This window comes from Lacipirellula sp., assembly GCF_965279485.1.
Taxonomy (GTDB): domain Bacteria; phylum Planctomycetota; class Planctomycetia; order Pirellulales; family Lacipirellulaceae; genus Lacipirellula.
Genome location: NZ_CBDIIC010000002.1, coordinates 4,326,771 through 4,343,000, shown reverse-complemented (window position 1 = coordinate 4,343,000; position 16,230 = coordinate 4,326,771). Strand labels below are relative to the sequence as shown.

Below are 16,230 nucleotides of genomic sequence, written 5' to 3'. Positions count from 1 at the left end.
GCCAAGGGTAGCTCGGAAAAGACGGTACATCCCGACCCGTCGCCGTGTGTTCTACACGGTTTGAACCGTGTATTTTCTACACGGCTTTGACAAGTGGCTATCGTGAAATAGCTTTAATTCTAGTGGAGCGAAAGGGAGTCGAACCCTCGACCTCTGCATTGCGAACGCAGCGCTCTCCCAACTGAGCTACCGCCCCAAGAGACCCGAATTCTAGGACCAAAAACAACCGCTGTCCAGCCACGCCGCCAGCCCCCTTCGATCGGCACCGCCCCACGGACTGGTCGCTGAAGCGACCAGTCCGATGCGGCCTCCCATGCCGCGCGTTCCTGGCGTTCGAGCCAAAAAACTTTCAAAACCCCGCCCCCAGACCACCCTTTCGCCCTCCGCGATCGCGTGCTAAAATTCGGGACTTCCACCCAGCTGCTGCGAAGCGGCGGGGTTCAGGGCGATTAGCTCAGTTGGCTAGAGCACCAGCTCGACAAGCTGGGGGTCACAGGTTCGAGCCCTGTATCGCCCACTGTAGGTCAGACTTTCAGTCTGACACAAAACATTAGTCAGGCCGCCAGCCTGACCTATTCCACCCGTCAGGCCTCGCGCCTGACCTACGAATCGGAGCTTTCCTTTGGGTACAAAGAAGTCGGGCAAGGGTCGGCGGAAGCAAGGTCGCAAGAAGCGACGGATGCGCGCCAAGATCCGCCATCGCAAGAAGTAGTCTGGCGTACCCAGGGTCACTGCCGTTTCGTTTCCGCACGCAATGCATTCTGCTCCGTGCCGGATTCCCAGCCGCTCGCGCCATCGCGTGAACTGTGCTGCGCTGCTCGGCGCCTACCCTTCGATTGGCGCCCCAAACGAACTTCGGACTGGTCGCTTAAGCGACCAGTCCAATGCGGCCCCCATCCCGCGCGCGTACCCCGAACACTCGCGCGCCCGCCTCACAGCGCCCGCAAGAACGCCACCGCATTCTCCACATCCACTGCCGGATGCCGCGACTGTCGCCGCTCGATCGTCGCCCAACCGCGGTAGCCATACTCCTCCAGCATCCCGAGCAGCTCCGGAAAATCCGCTGCCCCGCGGCCTAGCTCCACCTCGCCGCCGCCGGTCGAACCAAACCCACGCACCGCATCGTTCGCCGCTAGGTGCACCACATGCTTGCCCAGCCGCTCGGCGAACTCCCGCGGCGACTGCCCGACGAGCACCAGGTCCGCCGGGTTGAGGTCGAGCCCGATCGCCCCATCGGGCAACTCGCCCAGCAGGTTCTGCAGTTCTTCCGCCGGCGCCGTCGACTGCAGCGCGATCTCCACCCCCAGCCGATTTCCCTGCACGGCGAGCGTCCCCAGCGCTTCGAGCAGCGTCGCCCGCTCGGCCGACTCCGGGGCAGGGCAGGGGCCTAGCGTGAGCACGATCACCCGGCAGCCAAGCCGCCCGGCGCCCTGCATCGCGGCGACGGTCGCCTCGATCCGCCGCTCGAGTTGCTCCGGATTGCCATAACTCCGCCGCGTGGGGAACGAGACCGAGCCAACCCGCAAATTCAGATCATCCAGCATCTTCCGCAGCTGGCGGAGGGCGGTGTCCGAAAGTTCGGCGACGGCGAGCTCTTGGCGGAGGTCAATCTGCACCCCTTCGGCCTGCAAATTCCCCGCAATGTGCAATGCTTGCCTCAGCGGCTGCGCCAGGCATTTCGTCTGTATGGCAATCCGTACGCCGATCACTGCCGCTCCCCGTGGTTAGATATGTCGCCGCTTTCCGCACTGCTGATTCTAGCCCTTCTCGGGACGACCGCGACCCAGTCGCGCCATCCCGACACGGTCGAGGTCTTTGCCTGCGACTTCGGCCCCGGCTGGGATTTGAACTACGACCGCTGGCCCGATCGCTGGCAGCGCGTCTTCGGCGTCGGTATGCCGAAGTACATCGAGGCCGGCCTCGTCGCCGATCCCACCGCCCCCGGTGGCAACTGCCTCACGGTCAAAGTGAACGGCGGCGGAGCGATGCTCCTCAGCCCCTGCGGATCGGTTTCCGAAACCTTCGGCTACAAAGTCGAATCGCAGCTCCGCGTCCGCGGCCTGCAACATTCCCGCGTGCAGCTGCGCGTTGAATTCTGCGACGACCAAAAGCATGTCATCGAAACCGTCGAAGGCCCCTGGTTCCAGAACACCGACGGCTGGGTCGACTGCAACCTCGGTCCCGTCAGCCCGACCGATCCGCGCGTCCAACTGGCCCGCGTCGCGCTCGTGGTCGAACCAGGCGCACTCACCGACCTCTCCGGCGAAGCGTCGCTCGCCAACGTCTGGCTCGGCCGGCTCCCGCGGATGACGATCGGCAGCAACAGCGCCTTCAACGTTTACTCCAGCCCCGAAGAGGTCGAAGTCCTCTGCGATCTCTCGGGCATCATGGACAGCGACCCCGACATCTTGTTTGAACTCCTCGACGCCAGCAGCCAACGCCTCGACGGCAGCCGCGTGCAGTTCGAAGGCCGCCTGATCACCGAGCGCCGCAGCAAGGCGTCGGAAATCGTCGAATCAGCCAGCGGCGAGCGGACCGCCTACGCCGGCCGCACCGTCTGGAAGCCGCCGATCCGCAAGCATGGCTTTTACAAAGTCCGCGTCTCGATGGCGACCGACCAGGGCCTGCTCAAGCAAGACGTCATCAACATCGTCGTCGCCCCGCCGCTCGCGCGTCCCGAAGGGGGCGAGTTCGGCTGGTCGCTCGCCGGCGACGAAATCCCGCTCAAGTTCGACGACCTCGCGAAGCTGCTGCCGCAAGCCGCCATCAATTGGGTGAAGCTGCCGGTCTGGTACGATCCCGCCGACGCCCGCCGCGGCGACGAACTGGTGATGCTGATCGAACGCCTCGCCGCCGCCGACGTCGAATCGGTCGGCGTGCTCGATCGCCCCCCCGGAAACTCCGAATTCGCCCGCCGGCTCAGCGGCGACGCCGCAATTGCCGACACCTTCGCCGTCGATTCCTCCGTCTGGCTGCCGTTGCTCGATCCCGTGCTCACGCGGCTCTCGATGCGCGTCCGCTGGTGGCAACTCGGCGCCGACGACGACCCCAGCCTCTCCGCCGAACCCGGCCTGCAAGCCAAAGTGCTCGACCTCCGCGAAAAGCTCTTCCGCTTCGGCCAGGAAGTGAACCTCGGCATCGGCTGGGAGTGGACGCAAGAAACGATCGCCACCGGCCAGCTCCCCTGGAGCTTCGAGCAAATGAGCGCCACGCCGTCGCTCACCGGTCCCGAACTCGCCGCCTATCTCGAAGAACCCAGCCGCACCGGCATGCGCCGCTGGGTGCTTGTCGAACCGCTCTCGCGCGAGCAGTACGGCCTTGAAACCCGCGCCCGCGACCTCGTCGAGCAAATGCTCGCCGCCAAAATCAACGCCGCCGACGGCATCTTCGTCGCCCGGCCGTTCGACGATCAACAAGGCCTAATGAGCGACGCCGGCACGCCGACCGACCTCTTCCTCCCCTGGCGCACCACCGCGTCGCTTCTCGGCGGCGCCAAGTTCATCGGCCACATCGACCTCCCCAACGGCAGCCACAACCGCATCTTCGAAATGGCGTCGGGCGAGTTCATGATGGTCGTCTGGGGCGACGAACCTTGTGAAGAAGAAGCCTACCTCGGCGACGATCTCCACGTCCTCGACGTCTGGGGCCGCGAACAACATCCCGCCGGCCGCGGCGAAGCGCAAATCATCGCCGTCGACCGCCTGCCCCGCTTCGTCCTCGGCATCAACCCCGCGATCGCCAAGTGGCGGATGGACACCAGCTTCGCACTGAAGAACATTCCCAGCGTCTTCGGCGCTGCCCACAACAACAAGTTGAACCTCCACAACTCGTTCCCGCAGGGCGTCAGCGGCACGATCGAAATCACCGGCCCCGAAGGCTGGCAAATCACCCCCGGTCGCAGCGACTTCAAACTCGCCGCCGGCGAAACCTACGCGAAACCGATCCAAGTGACGCTGCCGTTCGACGCCAGCGGCGGCCTCTCGACGGTGCGGATCGACTTCATCGTCGACGCCGACCGGCAGTACCGCTTCAGCGTCTACCGCGACCTCAAGGTCGGCGACGATCAGCTCGAACTCGACACCTACACCCGCCTCGAAGAAGACGGCACGCTGGTGGTCGAGCAGCGAATGGTGAACTACAACCCCGAGCAGGCCGACTTCAAGTGCCAGCTCTACGCCCCCGGCCGCCGCCGCCAACGGGCCCAAGTCACCCGCCTCGGCGAAAGCCCCGACATCAAAATCTACCGCTACCCCGACGGCAAAGACCTCATCGGCGCCGAGTTCTGGCTCCGCGCCCAAGAAAACGACGGCTCGCGAGTCCTCAACCACCGCTTCAAGGTAGAGCAATAGCCGCGGGCTCTGCCGGAGCCCCACTGAGAAGGTCCCCTCCCCTTGAGGGGGAGGGTTAGGGAGGGGTGACGGCAGCGGGTACCAGCGATCTACCCCCTCCCCAGCCCTCCCCTCAAGGGTGAGGGAGCCAGAATATTCACCGCGGTGATGCTCACGCGGCCACCAGCTCCCGCTTCACGCAGTAATAAAACGGGGCGCTCAAGCTCCCAGCAAACGCGCCGGTCGTCCCCCCAACGCAATCATGCTAAAATCCCCGTATTCCTTGGCGTCCCTTGGCGTCCTTGGCGGTTCAAATTCATAGCAGCACGAAAGCCGAATCCAGGAAAGTCGCCATGCCGACGGTCGGTGACATCGCCCAAGTCCTTAAGCAGCTCGCTCCCCTCGAACTCGCCGAGTCGTGGGACAACGTCGGCTTGCTCGTCGGCGACGCCGCTTGGCCCGCCGCCCGCGTGATGACCTGCCTCACCGTCACCCCGGCCACGGTGAAGGAAGCGATCGAGCAGCGTGCGAACCTCATCGTCGCGCATCATCCGCTTCCCTTCCAACCCGTCCGCACGATCACCCCCGATACCACCGTCGGCGGCCTGCTGCTCGACCTCATCCGCAACTCGATCGCCGTCTACAGCCCCCACACCGCGTTCGACTCCGCCTCGGCCGGCATCAATCAGCACCTCGCCATCGGCCTCGGCCTGCAAGAAATCGCCCCGCTGAAGCCCGCCCTCAGCGGCGACCCCGAAGAAGGCTCCGGCCGCTGCGGCCTCATTGGCGAACCGCTCACGCGCCGCGAACTTGCCGAACGGACGAAGGGTTTTCTGAACGTCGAAAGCGTGAAGCTCGCCGGCCCCGCCGAGGCGCCCATCGTCCGCGTGGCGATCGCCTGCGGCAGCGGCGGTTCGTTCCTCGACGCCGCGATCGCCGCCGAGTGCGACGTCCTCGTCACCGGCGAAGCAACGTTCCACACGATCCTCGAAGCCGAAGCCCGCGAAGTCGGCCTCATTCTCACCGGCCACTTCGCCAGCGAACGCTTCGCGCTGCTGTCCTTGGCCGACTACCTCACCGACCAATTCTCCGACGCCCACGTCTGGGCCAGCCGCAGCGAACGCGATCCGGTGCAAGTGATCTAAGCGCCGCCGTACCTCTAGCCCCGGGCTCCGCCCGGGGGGCGGTATCCATTTCGCAAAGCGCTGCCTCGCGCAACGCCACCCCCGGGCGGAGCCCGGGGCTAAACACTCACTCCCCCCGCAACCGCTTCACCTCCGCCTTCAACTCCGCAATCTCCCCCTGCAGTTGCTCAATCACCGGAGCGATCTGCCGCTGCGAATACCGCGGATGGATATGCTGCGGGCAGTTCACGTCCCACGCCTCGAGCGTGAACAAAATCGCCCGCTCCACGCGCCCAGGATACGCCGGATCGGCGAGTCGCTTCTCGAGCGCCGCGTCCCCTTCGACCACTCGTGCCGTGCCCCATAGCTTCACCCGCCGGCTGTTCGCGTAATCCATCAGAAACAAAAACGCGTGCGGATTCTCCGCGAGATTCCCCAGCGTAATGTACTGCCGATTGCCGCCGAAGTCGGCGAAGCCGAGCGTGTGCTCGTCGATCGCCTTCAAGAAACCCGGCGGCCCGCCGCGGTACTGAATATACGGCTGCCCCGCCGCGTTCGCCGTCCCCAAGTAAAACATGTCGAGGTCGGACAAGTACTCGACGAGGTCGGGCGTCACCGCCGTCTGCCACCCGCCGCTCTCCTCCATCCGCGCGTAGCTCCGCCGCGACCCCTTCGCCTCCTGAATCGCCTTCACCGCCGGGGTGAAGGCGACGTCGCTCGCAAACTCGCGTTCCATCGAACGTCTCCGTCGCTCACTTCGAACCCACGTGCTTGCCGAGGAACTCGCGCATTAGCGCCGCGATCTCGTCGCCGTTCGTCTCCAGCGCGAAGTGCCCCGCATCGAGCAGATGGAACTCCAGCGTCTTGAGATCCCGCTTGTAGGGCTCAGCGCCCGCGGCCGGGAAAATCTTGTCGTTCTTCCCCCACGCGATCAGCATCGGCGGCTGATGCTTGCGGAAATACTCCTGCCAGCCCGGGTACAGTGGCGGGTTGCTGCCGTAGCTCAGGAACATATCCAACTGAATCTCGTCATTCCCCGGCCGATCGAGCAAGAACTGATCCTCCGCCGCGCCGTCGGGGCTCACCAGTTCCAAATCCTTCGCTCCCTCGGTGTACTGCCACTTCGTCGCGTCGTACGTCAGCAGCGCCCGCAGCGCGTCCCGCTTCTCCTTGCTCTCCGGCGCCGCCCAATACTCCTTCACCGGCTTCCAAAAATCGTTGTCGATGCCTTCCTCGTACGCATTGCCGTTCTGCACGACGATCGCGCTGATCCGCTCTGGATGCTTCGACGCCAACCGATACCCAATCGGCGCCCCGTAGTCCTGCACGTAGAGCGCGTACTTGGTCAAACCAACCTGCGCCGTGAACTCGTCGATCACGTTCGCCAGGTTGTCGAACGTGTACTTGAACTTGTCATGGCTCGGCATCGAGCTATGCCCATAGCCAGGGTAGTCGGGCGCGATCACCCGATACTTGTCGCCGAGCGCGGGAATGAGGTTGCGAAACATCTGCGAGCTGGTCGGAAACCCATGCAGCAGCAAAATCGCCGGCGCATCTTTCGGCCCCGCCTCGCGGTAGAAAATATCGAGATCGCCGACCTTCGCGGTCTTGTACCGCACCTCCACATCGGCAGCCTTCGCCGCCGCCGGTTCGGCGCCAACTGCCGGAGCCGTCGCTCCCGCCAAGGCCACGCAAAGAGTCAACGCAACGCGCAAGAAGTTTCGCCGAGCAGGCATGATCGCCTCGTGCAACAAGTGGTGGGATCAACATCAAACGCCCGGTGCGGACGCACCCGGCAGGCAGGAACACGCTCGGCATTGTAGCCGTTCTGCGCGAAACGCACAGAAGGCAGTCTCGAATCCATCGCTGCACTGAACCGCAGTCCAAGCCGACAGCGGCGAGCAACGCAGCCGGTCCCGTGTCTAGCCCCGGGCTCCGCCCGGGGGTCGGCAACCATTCCAGCTAACGCTGTCGCGCGCGGCGCTACGACGAGTATGCGGAATGCGCTAGTAATCCATCTGGTGGTTCGTGATGTTGCTCTTGCTCTCGTCAGGAAAATCAGGATCGACGCACCCCTGCTGATAGGATCCATACGCCGCCAAGTAAGGATCGAGCGGATAGTTCGTCCTTCCTTCTTCATCGATCCCTAGGATGAAGTAGCGAAACTTACCATGCCGCGAAGCAATCCAAGGCGTCAACCGATACGCGGTCTGGTACGACTTTCCCGGACTAGCCGCCGTCTCCATCCGCTTGCGCAGATTGAGATAGTAGGTGCGTTGAAAATTGCCGTGACGGGGCCCCGTTTGCGGGTAGCATTCGAGCGGCGGCCAAACGACTGACGGCGAATCTCGCCGAAACGCATCGAACGGATCGTGATCTGTTTCGCCCGGCCGCGTGCCGTCCGGATTGAGCGGCTGGCGATCGGAAACGACCCCGGCGGGCCAACGAAGCCAACCGATCGGCTCGCCCCAACCGTCAATGAACTCGCGAGCGCCGTCGCCGTCGACGTCGCCAATTTCATTCTTCGAGAATTGCGCCCGCGCCTCCCCGTCGCCCGTGGCTGTCATCACGACCATGTACAGCATCTCGCCGAGCTCCGAAAACCCCTCATTGACAACCGACTGTTGAGTCTGTGCGTAGTAACGCCGATACACGTGCGTGAGCGGCGGCGCCTGCGAGAGAATTTGCGGTTCGTAACGCACGTCTCCCCAACGTTCCGGCATCTCCATCTTCATCAGTTCGCGCAATCCCAATAGTCGCGCGTCGGCGATCATCTGCCCGCGAGCGAGCGAACGCATCCGATAGTCCTCGGGATTCGTCGCCTCGCCAACCCAGCGGTCGATTGCCTGAGTGATGCTCGGGTCGACGTCGATCCGCCGCGTCTCGTACGAAGCGTAACGTTCCATGATCAATTCATGAATCTTCGCGATCGTGCTTTGCGTTCGCCGCACACGCGCGCTCTCGATCGCGGCCGCGGCAGTCCCCAGAATCGCCGCGGCGATGATCGCCATGATGGTCATGGTGACCAGCAATTCGATCAGCGTCAGCGCACCTCGCCCGATTCCCCTGCGCATGGCGTACCTTGCCGTTTCTTGGCCAAACTTTTGCGAGCATGCTTGCCAACCGCGCAGCACGCTTCGCAGCGTTTCGAGAGAACGTTCAGAGAGAACGAAAAAGAACGGGGCTCATCCCAACAGCCCCACGCGATAAGCCAACCGCCGCCGCTAGGGCGTTGACGCCCAGCGCAGTGGTCTCTCGCCCGAGTGCACAACCGCGTGCCAGACGCTTTCGGCGCATGCCGAAGCCATGAAAAGAGTACGCATCGCCCCATTCTCCGTTCCAAGGAAAAGGGTCGCCGTTGTTCCAGACGGCCGACCTCCCGGCAACGTAATCTTTCGAAGCCGGCAATGCAATCTTATTTATACCGCAACGCTCCACGCTCAAACAAACGCCCGCCCAGCTGCCGTCCCGCGTCCCCCCGCTCCCCGCCAGTAACCGCGGGTCAACGACCCGCCGGAGCGAAACTCAAACCACGTCGCCCCTCCCTCCTCCCCGCGCCAATCCCCAATTCTCAGCCATGCGTCCGTTTTCCTTAGCCCCCGATTCTTCAAACCGGGGGGCATGCTCTCGCCCCTCAAGGCGTGAGCATGCCGAACCTTCGCGAAGACTCCAGCGTGCTTCAGCATGTCGACGCTCCGCGACGACATGCCACCCGCAGCCAATCGCAGTCCGCGCCGCCACTGCTTACAATGGCGTTGCGAGCGCCCAGCGTTCGCAACAACACAGCCATCACCGATCGAGGTACCAACACATGCAGCGGCGAGATTTCCTAGTCCAAGGCGGAGCCGCCAGTGCCGCGGCGCTCGGCGCCATCAGCACCGCCGTCGCGGCCGACGCCAAACCTTCCGTCGCCCCCGGCACGAAGTTCAAGCTGAAGTACGCCCCCCATCCCGGCATGTTCGAAAACCACGCCGGCAAGGACTATCTCGACCAACTGAAGTACGCCGCCGACCAAGGCTTTACTGCTTGGGAAGACAACGGCATGAAGGGCCAGTCGGTCGAGATGCAAGAGAAGATCGGCAAGACCCTCGCCGACCTCGGCATGACGATGGGCGTCTTCGTCGCGCACGGCAACTTCGGCGCGAAGTCGTTCGTTCGCAAGGACGACAAGGAAGGCCGCGCTAAGGTGGTACAAGACGTGAAAGATAGCGTCGACGTCGCCAAGCGCGTCGGCGCCAAGTGGATGACGGTCGTCCCCGACGGCTACGACAACAACGTCGAGTGGGGCTACCAAACGGCCGCTTGCGTCGATCTCCTCCGCGAATGCGCCGCCGTCTTCGAGCCGCACGATTACGTGATGGTCCTTGAGCCGCTCAACTGGTGGACCAACCACGCCGGGCTCTTCCTCCACAAGATTCCGCAGGCGTACGAAGTCTGCCGCGCGGTCAACAGCCCCGCCTGCAAGATTCTGTTCGACGTCTACCACCAGCAAATTCAGGAAGGGAACCTCATCCCCAACATCGACCTCGCCTGGGACGAAATTGGCTACTTCCAATCGGGCGACAACCCCGGCCGCAACGAACCCGGCACCGGCGAAATCAACTACCGCAACATCTTCAAGCACCTCCACGCGAAGGGGTACAACGGCGTCATCGGCATGGAGCACGGTAAATCAATCGGCGGCAAAGAAGGCGAAATCGCGCTCATCGAGGCCTACCGCGCCGCGGATGATTTTTGAGTTGCGAGTTGCGAGTTGCGAGTTGCGAGTGAAATAATCCCCCTCCCTCGAAGGCAGGGGCAAGGGGAGGGATTCCCAAACGCAGCAAATCACCAAAAAAAGAACAGCCCCGACCTAGCCAGGTCGGGGCTGCTATTACTTACTCACTTAAACGCGTGCTCACCAACTCACCAGCGAAGCCGGCCTCAGCCCCCCTTCGCTTCGAGTTCCTCAATCACCTTGAGCACCGTCTCCGGATCCTTCGCCGCATCGACCTTATCGTTCTTGTAAGCGATCTTCCCCTCGTCATCGATAATAAAGGTCCAACGCGAGGTGACGATCGAGTCGGGGCTGTTGCTCAGCAGCTTCACGCCAAACGCCTTGGCAATCTCGCCCTTAGGATCAGCCAGCAGCGTGAAGTTCAACTCATGCTCGCTCTTGAAGTTCTGGTGGCTTTCGACCGAGTCGCCGCTCACGCCGATGATTTCGACGTCCTTGCCAGTGAAGTCCTTCTGCATATCGCGATAGGTGCAGGCTTGCTTCGTACAGCCCGGCGTCATGTCCTTCGGGTAAAAGTAGAGCACGATGATCTTTTTGCCGACATGATCGTCCGACTTCCAAGCTTTCCCTTCGTCGTTATCGCCAGCGAACTTGGGGGCCTTGTCGCCGACCTTCAGGTCGACCGGTTTCGTTTCATCGGCATAAGCAGTCATGGCAGTCGCCGCAAGCAGCGCGGCACAAAGAGTGAGGGAGAGGAACCGTAACATGAGAGCCTCCAAAAGGTGGGAACCATCGCCGCTAGGACTGGCACGGTCGTCCGCCTGCCAGTGGGCGATGGCGAACATACGGGGCGGGACGAAGTTGCCCCTTCACTCTACCGGCGACGGTGCGGGAGGACCAGTTGCCGCGGGCCGCGGCGAACCTCTCCAGGCACGCGGTACGGAAGTTGCCGTTCGACAGTTGCTTCTGTCGAAAGGTTCAACACCAAGGCTCCCGGCCATGAACGACACGCTGCCCGACTACGCCGGACGGCTCGACGCCCTCCACCAGGCCCTCGCCGCTGACTTCCGCGCGATCATCGCCCGGCTGCCGTGGCGCGAGCATGAGTCTATCCTCGACCCCGGCTGCGGCGACGGGTTCTTCACGGGGCTGCTGGCTGAGCGCTTGCCGCGCGGCGTCGCCGTGGGACTCGACACGTCGACCGCGTTCCTCGCAGCGGCCGAGGCGCGGCTAGCTGAGCAGATCGAAGCGGGTCGCGTTCGGCTGGTCGAAGGGAACGTCGATCGGCTGCCGTTCGACGACGCTACGATCGACGGCATCTTCTCGGCCCACAGCATGCAGAGTTATCCCGACCTGCCGCACGCCCTCCGCGAGTTCCGCCGCGTCCTCCGCGCCGGCAGCACGCTGGCGATCCTCGAGACCGACAACGCCCACTCGATCATGCTCTCCTGGCCGCCCGATCTCGAGCTCGCCGTCCGCCAAGCGGAGCATCGCGAGATCGGCGACGAGGACAGCTACATCGGCACTTACTTCCCGCGGTTCGCCTCGCGGCTGCTGGCCGAGGCGGGCTTCACCGACCTGCAGCGCGAGTATGTATTCGTCGAGCGGCAACCGCCGGTCGACGAGCCGCTCGAACGATATGTGGAACTCTATCTCAAGTACTTGGCTGAACAAGCGAGCGGGCGCCTCGATGCAGCAACTACCGCCCGCTTGGCCGAGATCGGCGATCCGCGGTCGAAGCGGTTCCTCCCGCGGCAGGAGAACTTCTTCTTCGGCTCGCTGCAGACGTTGATCACAGCGCGAGCCTGAGCCGAAGGGCAACAAAGGAATTTGCCCGCCAATGCAGTAGGCAATTGCTCGCGGATCGCTTACATTAGCGGCGCATTGGCCCTTGTGTTCTAAACTGTAACGCGGCTTGGCCATGACTCCTTTTCTATTGATTGAGCGCGCTCTTTGTTGCTCAGGCTTCTCTGTCCCCATTCTGGGGCACGCACCCGTCGAGCTATGAAAGGCTTCGATTCAATGCACACGACCTCCGCAGAGACCCACCCCCGTGCGGCGACTCAGGTCGCCGGTGATGTTCCGCTTCGTCGATTTGCATCTTCAACAAACTTTACACGCTGGGCCCAACGAGCCCTCTTGGCGATCGCTCTAATCGCCTGCAACGCCGGCTCCCTCTGGGCGAGCGAAGCCGACCTGGCGATCCCCGATCTCCACCAGGGTCGATTCGTCATCTTCGGCAACGAGATCTCTGGCTACAACCTGCTGCTCTATGGCTCGTTCGTTATCTGCGGCACGCTTGGCATCAGCCTGTTTCTCCGCCGGCAGATCGCGATGCTGCCAGCACATGAGTCGATGCTCAAGGTGGCTGAGATCATCTACCAGACGTGCCGCACGTACCTGATTCAGCAGGGCAAGTTTCTCATCCTGCTCTTCCTGATTATCGCCGCGGCGATGGCCTACTACTTCCTCAAGCTGCAGGACGAGACGCTCAAGACGACCGGCCTCGTGCTCCTCTTCTCGATCATCGGCATGATCGGTTCGTACTGGGTCGCTTGGTACGGCATCCGCGTAAACACATACGCCAACGCCCGCACCGCGTTCGCCTCGCTGCGGGGCGAACCGCTCGACGTGGTGAACATCCCTCTCCGCGCCGGCATGTCGATCGGCCTGTTCCTGATCTCGCTCGAACTGGTGATGATGGTGATCATCCTCCTGTTCCTCCCCCGCGAGATCGTCGGCTACTGCTTCCTCGGCTTCGCAATCGGCGAGTCGCTCGGCGCCTCGGTGCTGCGGATCGCCGGCGGCATCTTCACGAAGATCGCCGACATCGGCTCCGACCTGATGAAGATCGTCTTCAACGTCAAGGAAGACGATCCCCGCAACCCGGGCGTCATCGCCGACTGCACGGGCGACAACGCCGGCGACTCGGTTGGCCCGACGGCCGACGGCTTCGAAACCTACGGCGTCACCGGCGTCGCGCTGATCGCGTTCATCACCCTCGCCGTGCCGAACGTCGACATCCAAGCGAAGCTGATCGTCTGGCTCTTCGCGATGCGGTTCCTGATGGACTTCATGTCAGGCGTCTCCTACTTCATCAACCAATCGATCTCCGAAACGAAGTACCGCGGCTTGAAGGAGTTCGACTTCGAAGCCCCGCTCACTCGCCTGATCTGGATCGCGGCGATCCTGTGCATCACCACCTCGTTCGGCATGAGCTGGCTGTTGATCGGCGACATCTCCGTCGGCGACAAGCCAATGCCGCAGCTCTGGTGGCAACTCGCAACGATCATTAGCTGCGGTACGCTGGCCGCGGTGCTAATTCCCGAGTTCACCAAAGTCTTCACCAGTTCCCACTCGAAGCATGTCCACGAGATCGTCACCGCCTCCCGCGAGGGCGGCCCTTCACTCACGATCCTTTCCGGCATCGTGGCGGGTAACTTTAGCGCCTTCTGGAACGGCATGCTGATCACAGGGCTGATGGCGGGCGCCTACTTTGTTAGCCTGCAGGGCCTCGACGAGTTGATGACGGTCACCCTGCAATCCGGAGTCGGTCAGGTCGGCGTCGGCTCGATCTTCGCCTTCGGCCTCGTCGCCTTCGGCTTCCTCTGCATGGGCCCGGTAAACATCGCCGTCGACAGCTACGGCCCGGTGACCGACAACGCCCAGTCGATCTTCGAGCTCGCTCAAACGGAAAGCATTCCCGGCATTCACGAGCAGATCAAACGCGACTTCGGCTTCGAGCCCGACTTCACGATGGGCAAGCACTATCTCGAAGCGAACGACTCGGCCGGCAACACGTTCAAGGCGACCGCCAAGCCGGTGCTCATCGGCACGGCGGTCGTCGGCGCCACGACGATGATCTTCTCGATCATCTTACTGCTCGGCAGGGCAGGGTACCTGCGGCTGAGCCTCACCGACGCGCCGGTGCTGCTCGGCTTCATGGCCGGCGGCTCCGTCATTTACTGGTTCTGCGGCGCGTCGATGCAAGCGGTCACCACCGGGGCCTATCGCGCCGTCGAGTACATCAAGAAGAACATGGACCTCACGAAGAAGGAGGCTGACATCGAAGATTCGAAGGCGATCGTGAAGATCTGCACGCAGTACGCCCAGAAGGGGATGTGGAACATCTTCATCACCCTGATGGCGATCACGCTGGCCTTCGCCTTCTTCGATCCGAACTTCTTCGTGGCCTACCTCGTTTCGATCGCCGTGTTCGGTCTGTTCCAAGCGATCTACATGGCGAACGCCGGCGGTGCGTGGGACAACGCGAAGAAGCTGGTCGAGGTCGATCTCAAGGAAAAGGGAACCCCGCTCCACGAGGCGAGCGTCATCGGCGATACGGTCGGTGATCCCTTCAAAGACACGAGCTCCGTGGCCCTCAACCCGATCATCAAGTTCTCGACACTGTTCGGCCTGCTGGCCGTCGAGATCGCGGTGAAGATGAAGGAAGCGGCCCACGCCAGCGGGACTCGCGACTACACGAGCGCGATCGGCGCCGTGCTGCTTGCGATCGCGCTAGTCTTCGTGTGGCGATCGTTCTACGCGATGCGGATCCCGCAGGCGTAGCGGCGCACAAGTTCGATTGATAACACCAAGTAGCCCCGACCTAGCTAGGTCGGGGCTATTTTCGTTTGACGCTGCGTGTGCCTCTAGCCCCGGGCTCCGCCCGGGGATCGCTCACCACGCCGGCAACCGTAACCCCAACGCGACATCACCCCCGGGCGGAGCCCGGGGCTAGAGAAAAGCTCAACGCCGCCACTGCAATTGAAACGACAACCCCAACCCCGGATCGAACTCGACCTCGTCGGTCCGATCATCCGTAAAGCTCGTCCCTTGAAACAACTGACGATCGAATAAGTACGCCGCCGTTAGCTCGAGCGTAAACCCATTGAAGAGCGCCCGCTCGAGCCCGACGGCGGCGCGTTGATCGAACACATAGAATCGCTGATCATCCTCAAGACGATCAGCGAGGAAATAAGTCTCGTTGTTGGTGCGATAGTAAGCGAGCAAGGAAAAATCCTCGCTGATAGTCCGCCGCACCCGTGCGTCGAAGTTCGTCAGCGGCATGTAGGTCGCCGTGAACTGCCAATCTTCGTTCGGCCGATAGTCGAGCGCCGGTGGCAGGCCGATCTTCGCTTCGAACTGCTCGCTCGGCCGCCACACGTACGCCACGCCTGGCAGCGGGTACGGCAGCTGCGACGTCGGCGAGTAGAAGATGCTGAAGTTCCAATCGTCCCGCTCGTTCTTCGCCGGCTTGTTGTAGAAGGCGATCGCCGTGAGCGTGAGGTCGCGCGTCGCCGCGTACGGCTGGTCGCTCGCCGAGCCGAACATCGCGGTGCCGCCAACGGTGGCGCCGCTCGCCAGCGGGTGGATGTTCATCACGCCCGTCTGCACCGACCAGAGCTGGCTCGGCACGCGCTGGCCCGAATCAGGCAGGATCGCGTCAGTGGCGAGTTCGAGCCGATCAAGCTTCGCGATCCCGATCCAGAGCGGCTTGCCTTCCGCCGGCATCGCGAGTGGCAGGGAGACGCGAGCGAACTCGGCGTTCATCGCAAGTTGCGACGCTTGCCCGTCAACGTCGACCTGCGGCGACCAGAATCCGCCCAGCGCGACCGGCGATCCTCCGCCGAGGATGCCCTTCGACTTCGCGCGTTTGCGAAGCGAATCACTGAGCGTCCCGTCGACCTCTTCGCCCTCGGCGAGCGTCTCTTCCGCGAGCAGCGCGTCGGCCTCTTCCAGAAGGGCATAGTCGCCGACCGCTGCCTCATCCTCGACGGGCGGCAGCGGCGTAAGCTCTGGCGGCGTGAAGAGCAGGGCGTTCGGCGGTGATTGAGCGGAAGGGTTCGCCGGGCTGGCGGGCGTTTGGGCGCCAGCCTCCGCCAGATCGAGCGCAGCGCAAAGGGCCAGTTGCAGGACCCTCGTGACCAAACGCTTCGACACTCGCTGACTCCACTTCGCCGCACCGCATCCGTACGAGGCGAGAGAGTACCGGCACGCCAGCAGAGCAACAATGGAGATTGCCGCATCTAGCCCCGGGCTCCGCCCGGGGGTCGCTCAC

General features: G+C 63.2%; 11 protein-coding genes and 2 tRNA genes. 6 read left to right on the top strand and 7 right to left on the bottom strand.

Going from position 1 to position 16,230, the window contains the following annotated elements; translation table 11 throughout:
- Positions 1–123 precede the first annotated feature (123 nt).
- A tRNA-Ala gene (locus ACQY7R_RS24850) sits at positions 124–196 on the bottom strand.
- Positions 197–443: 247 nt separating this feature from the next.
- On the opposite strand from ACQY7R_RS24850, the gene ACQY7R_RS24845 reads away from it, so the two are divergent.
- Positions 444–517 (top strand) — tRNA-Val (locus ACQY7R_RS24845).
- A 415-nt stretch (positions 518–932) separates the two neighbouring features.
- Here ACQY7R_RS24845 and ACQY7R_RS24840 read toward each other — a convergent pair.
- Positions 933–1,649: a sugar phosphate isomerase/epimerase family protein gene (locus ACQY7R_RS24840; RefSeq protein WP_428308244.1), complete on the bottom strand. Its 717-nt coding sequence runs from the start codon at positions 1,647–1,649 to the stop codon at positions 933–935.
- An 81-nt stretch (positions 1,650–1,730) separates the two neighbouring features.
- Between ACQY7R_RS24840 and ACQY7R_RS24835 the strand changes: the two genes are divergently transcribed.
- A complete protein-coding gene (locus tag ACQY7R_RS24835) occupies positions 1,731–4,349 on the top strand; it encodes a hypothetical protein (protein ID WP_428308243.1) in 2,619 nt (872 codons plus the stop codon).
- Between the two features lie 332 nt (positions 4,350–4,681).
- The gene (locus ACQY7R_RS24830) at positions 4,682–5,473 is read left to right on the top strand and encodes a Nif3-like dinuclear metal center hexameric protein (RefSeq protein ID WP_152097491.1); all 792 of its coding nucleotides are present in this window, start codon (positions 4,682–4,684) and stop codon (positions 5,471–5,473) included.
- A 106-nt stretch (positions 5,474–5,579) separates the two neighbouring features.
- On the opposite strand, the gene ACQY7R_RS24825 is transcribed toward ACQY7R_RS24830, so the two are convergent.
- The 3 genes from ACQY7R_RS24825 to ACQY7R_RS24815 form a co-directional block, all read right to left on the bottom strand.
- Positions 5,580–6,188, bottom strand: coding sequence for a pyridoxamine 5'-phosphate oxidase family protein (locus tag ACQY7R_RS24825; RefSeq protein ID WP_428308242.1), 609 nt, complete (start codon positions 6,186–6,188; stop codon positions 5,580–5,582).
- Between the two features lie 16 nt (positions 6,189–6,204).
- Entirely contained in the window at positions 6,205–7,188 is a 984-nt protein-coding gene (locus tag ACQY7R_RS24820; protein WP_428308241.1) for an alpha/beta fold hydrolase, read from the bottom strand.
- A 270-nt stretch (positions 7,189–7,458) separates the two neighbouring features.
- Complete coding sequence (locus ACQY7R_RS24815; RefSeq protein ID WP_428308240.1) at positions 7,459–8,526, bottom strand: prepilin-type N-terminal cleavage/methylation domain-containing protein; 1,068 nt, start codon at positions 8,524–8,526, stop codon at positions 7,459–7,461.
- Between the two features lie 737 nt (positions 8,527–9,263).
- On the opposite strand from ACQY7R_RS24815, the gene ACQY7R_RS24810 reads away from it, so the two are divergent.
- On the top strand, positions 9,264–10,190 hold the full coding sequence (locus tag ACQY7R_RS24810) for a hydroxypyruvate isomerase family protein (RefSeq protein WP_428308239.1): 927 nt from the start codon (positions 9,264–9,266) through the stop codon (positions 10,188–10,190).
- A gap of 185 nt (positions 10,191–10,375) precedes the next feature.
- On the opposite strand, the gene ACQY7R_RS24805 is transcribed toward ACQY7R_RS24810, so the two are convergent.
- Positions 10,376–10,936 (bottom strand): peroxiredoxin, encoded by a 561-nt coding sequence (locus ACQY7R_RS24805; protein WP_428308238.1) that lies wholly within the window; start codon positions 10,934–10,936, stop codon positions 10,376–10,378.
- A 232-nt stretch (positions 10,937–11,168) separates the two neighbouring features.
- Between ACQY7R_RS24805 and ACQY7R_RS24800 the strand changes: the two genes are divergently transcribed.
- Complete coding sequence (locus tag ACQY7R_RS24800) at positions 11,169–11,978, top strand: class I SAM-dependent methyltransferase (RefSeq protein WP_428308237.1); 810 nt, start codon at positions 11,169–11,171, stop codon at positions 11,976–11,978.
- Positions 11,979–12,308: 330 nt separating this feature from the next.
- Entirely contained in the window at positions 12,309–14,738 is a 2,430-nt protein-coding gene (locus ACQY7R_RS24795; RefSeq protein WP_428308236.1) for a sodium-translocating pyrophosphatase, read from the top strand.
- Positions 14,739–14,918: 180 nt separating this feature from the next.
- Here ACQY7R_RS24795 and ACQY7R_RS24790 read toward each other — a convergent pair whose 3' ends face one another.
- Positions 14,919–16,112, bottom strand: coding sequence for a DUF6268 family outer membrane beta-barrel protein (locus ACQY7R_RS24790; protein WP_428308235.1), 1,194 nt, complete (start codon positions 16,110–16,112; stop codon positions 14,919–14,921).
- Positions 16,113–16,230 lie beyond the last annotated feature (118 nt).

What these genes read in the sequence shown, in the direction of transcription:
- ACQY7R_RS24805 (WP_428308238.1), bottom strand. Translation starts at nt 10,936, where the DNA reads ATGTTACGGTTCCTCTCCCTCACTCTTTGTGCCGCGCTGCTTGCGGCG.
- ACQY7R_RS24815 (WP_428308240.1), bottom strand. Translation starts at nt 8,526, where the DNA reads ATGCGCAGGGGAATCGGGCGAGGTGCGCTGACGCTGATCGAATTGCTG.
- ACQY7R_RS24825 (WP_428308242.1), bottom strand. Translation starts at nt 6,188, where the DNA reads ATGGAACGCGAGTTTGCGAGCGACGTCGCCTTCACCCCGGCGGTGAAG.
- ACQY7R_RS24830 (WP_152097491.1), top strand. Translation starts at nt 4,682, where the DNA reads ATGCCGACGGTCGGTGACATCGCCCAAGTCCTTAAGCAGCTCGCTCCC.
- ACQY7R_RS24810 (WP_428308239.1), top strand. Translation starts at nt 9,264, where the DNA reads ATGCAGCGGCGAGATTTCCTAGTCCAAGGCGGAGCCGCCAGTGCCGCG.
- ACQY7R_RS24800 (WP_428308237.1), top strand. Translation starts at nt 11,169, where the DNA reads ATGAACGACACGCTGCCCGACTACGCCGGACGGCTCGACGCCCTCCAC.
- ACQY7R_RS24835 (WP_428308243.1), top strand. Translation starts at nt 1,731, where the DNA reads ATGTCGCCGCTTTCCGCACTGCTGATTCTAGCCCTTCTCGGGACGACC.
- ACQY7R_RS24820 (WP_428308241.1), bottom strand. Translation starts at nt 7,188, where the DNA reads ATGCCTGCTCGGCGAAACTTCTTGCGCGTTGCGTTGACTCTTTGCGTG.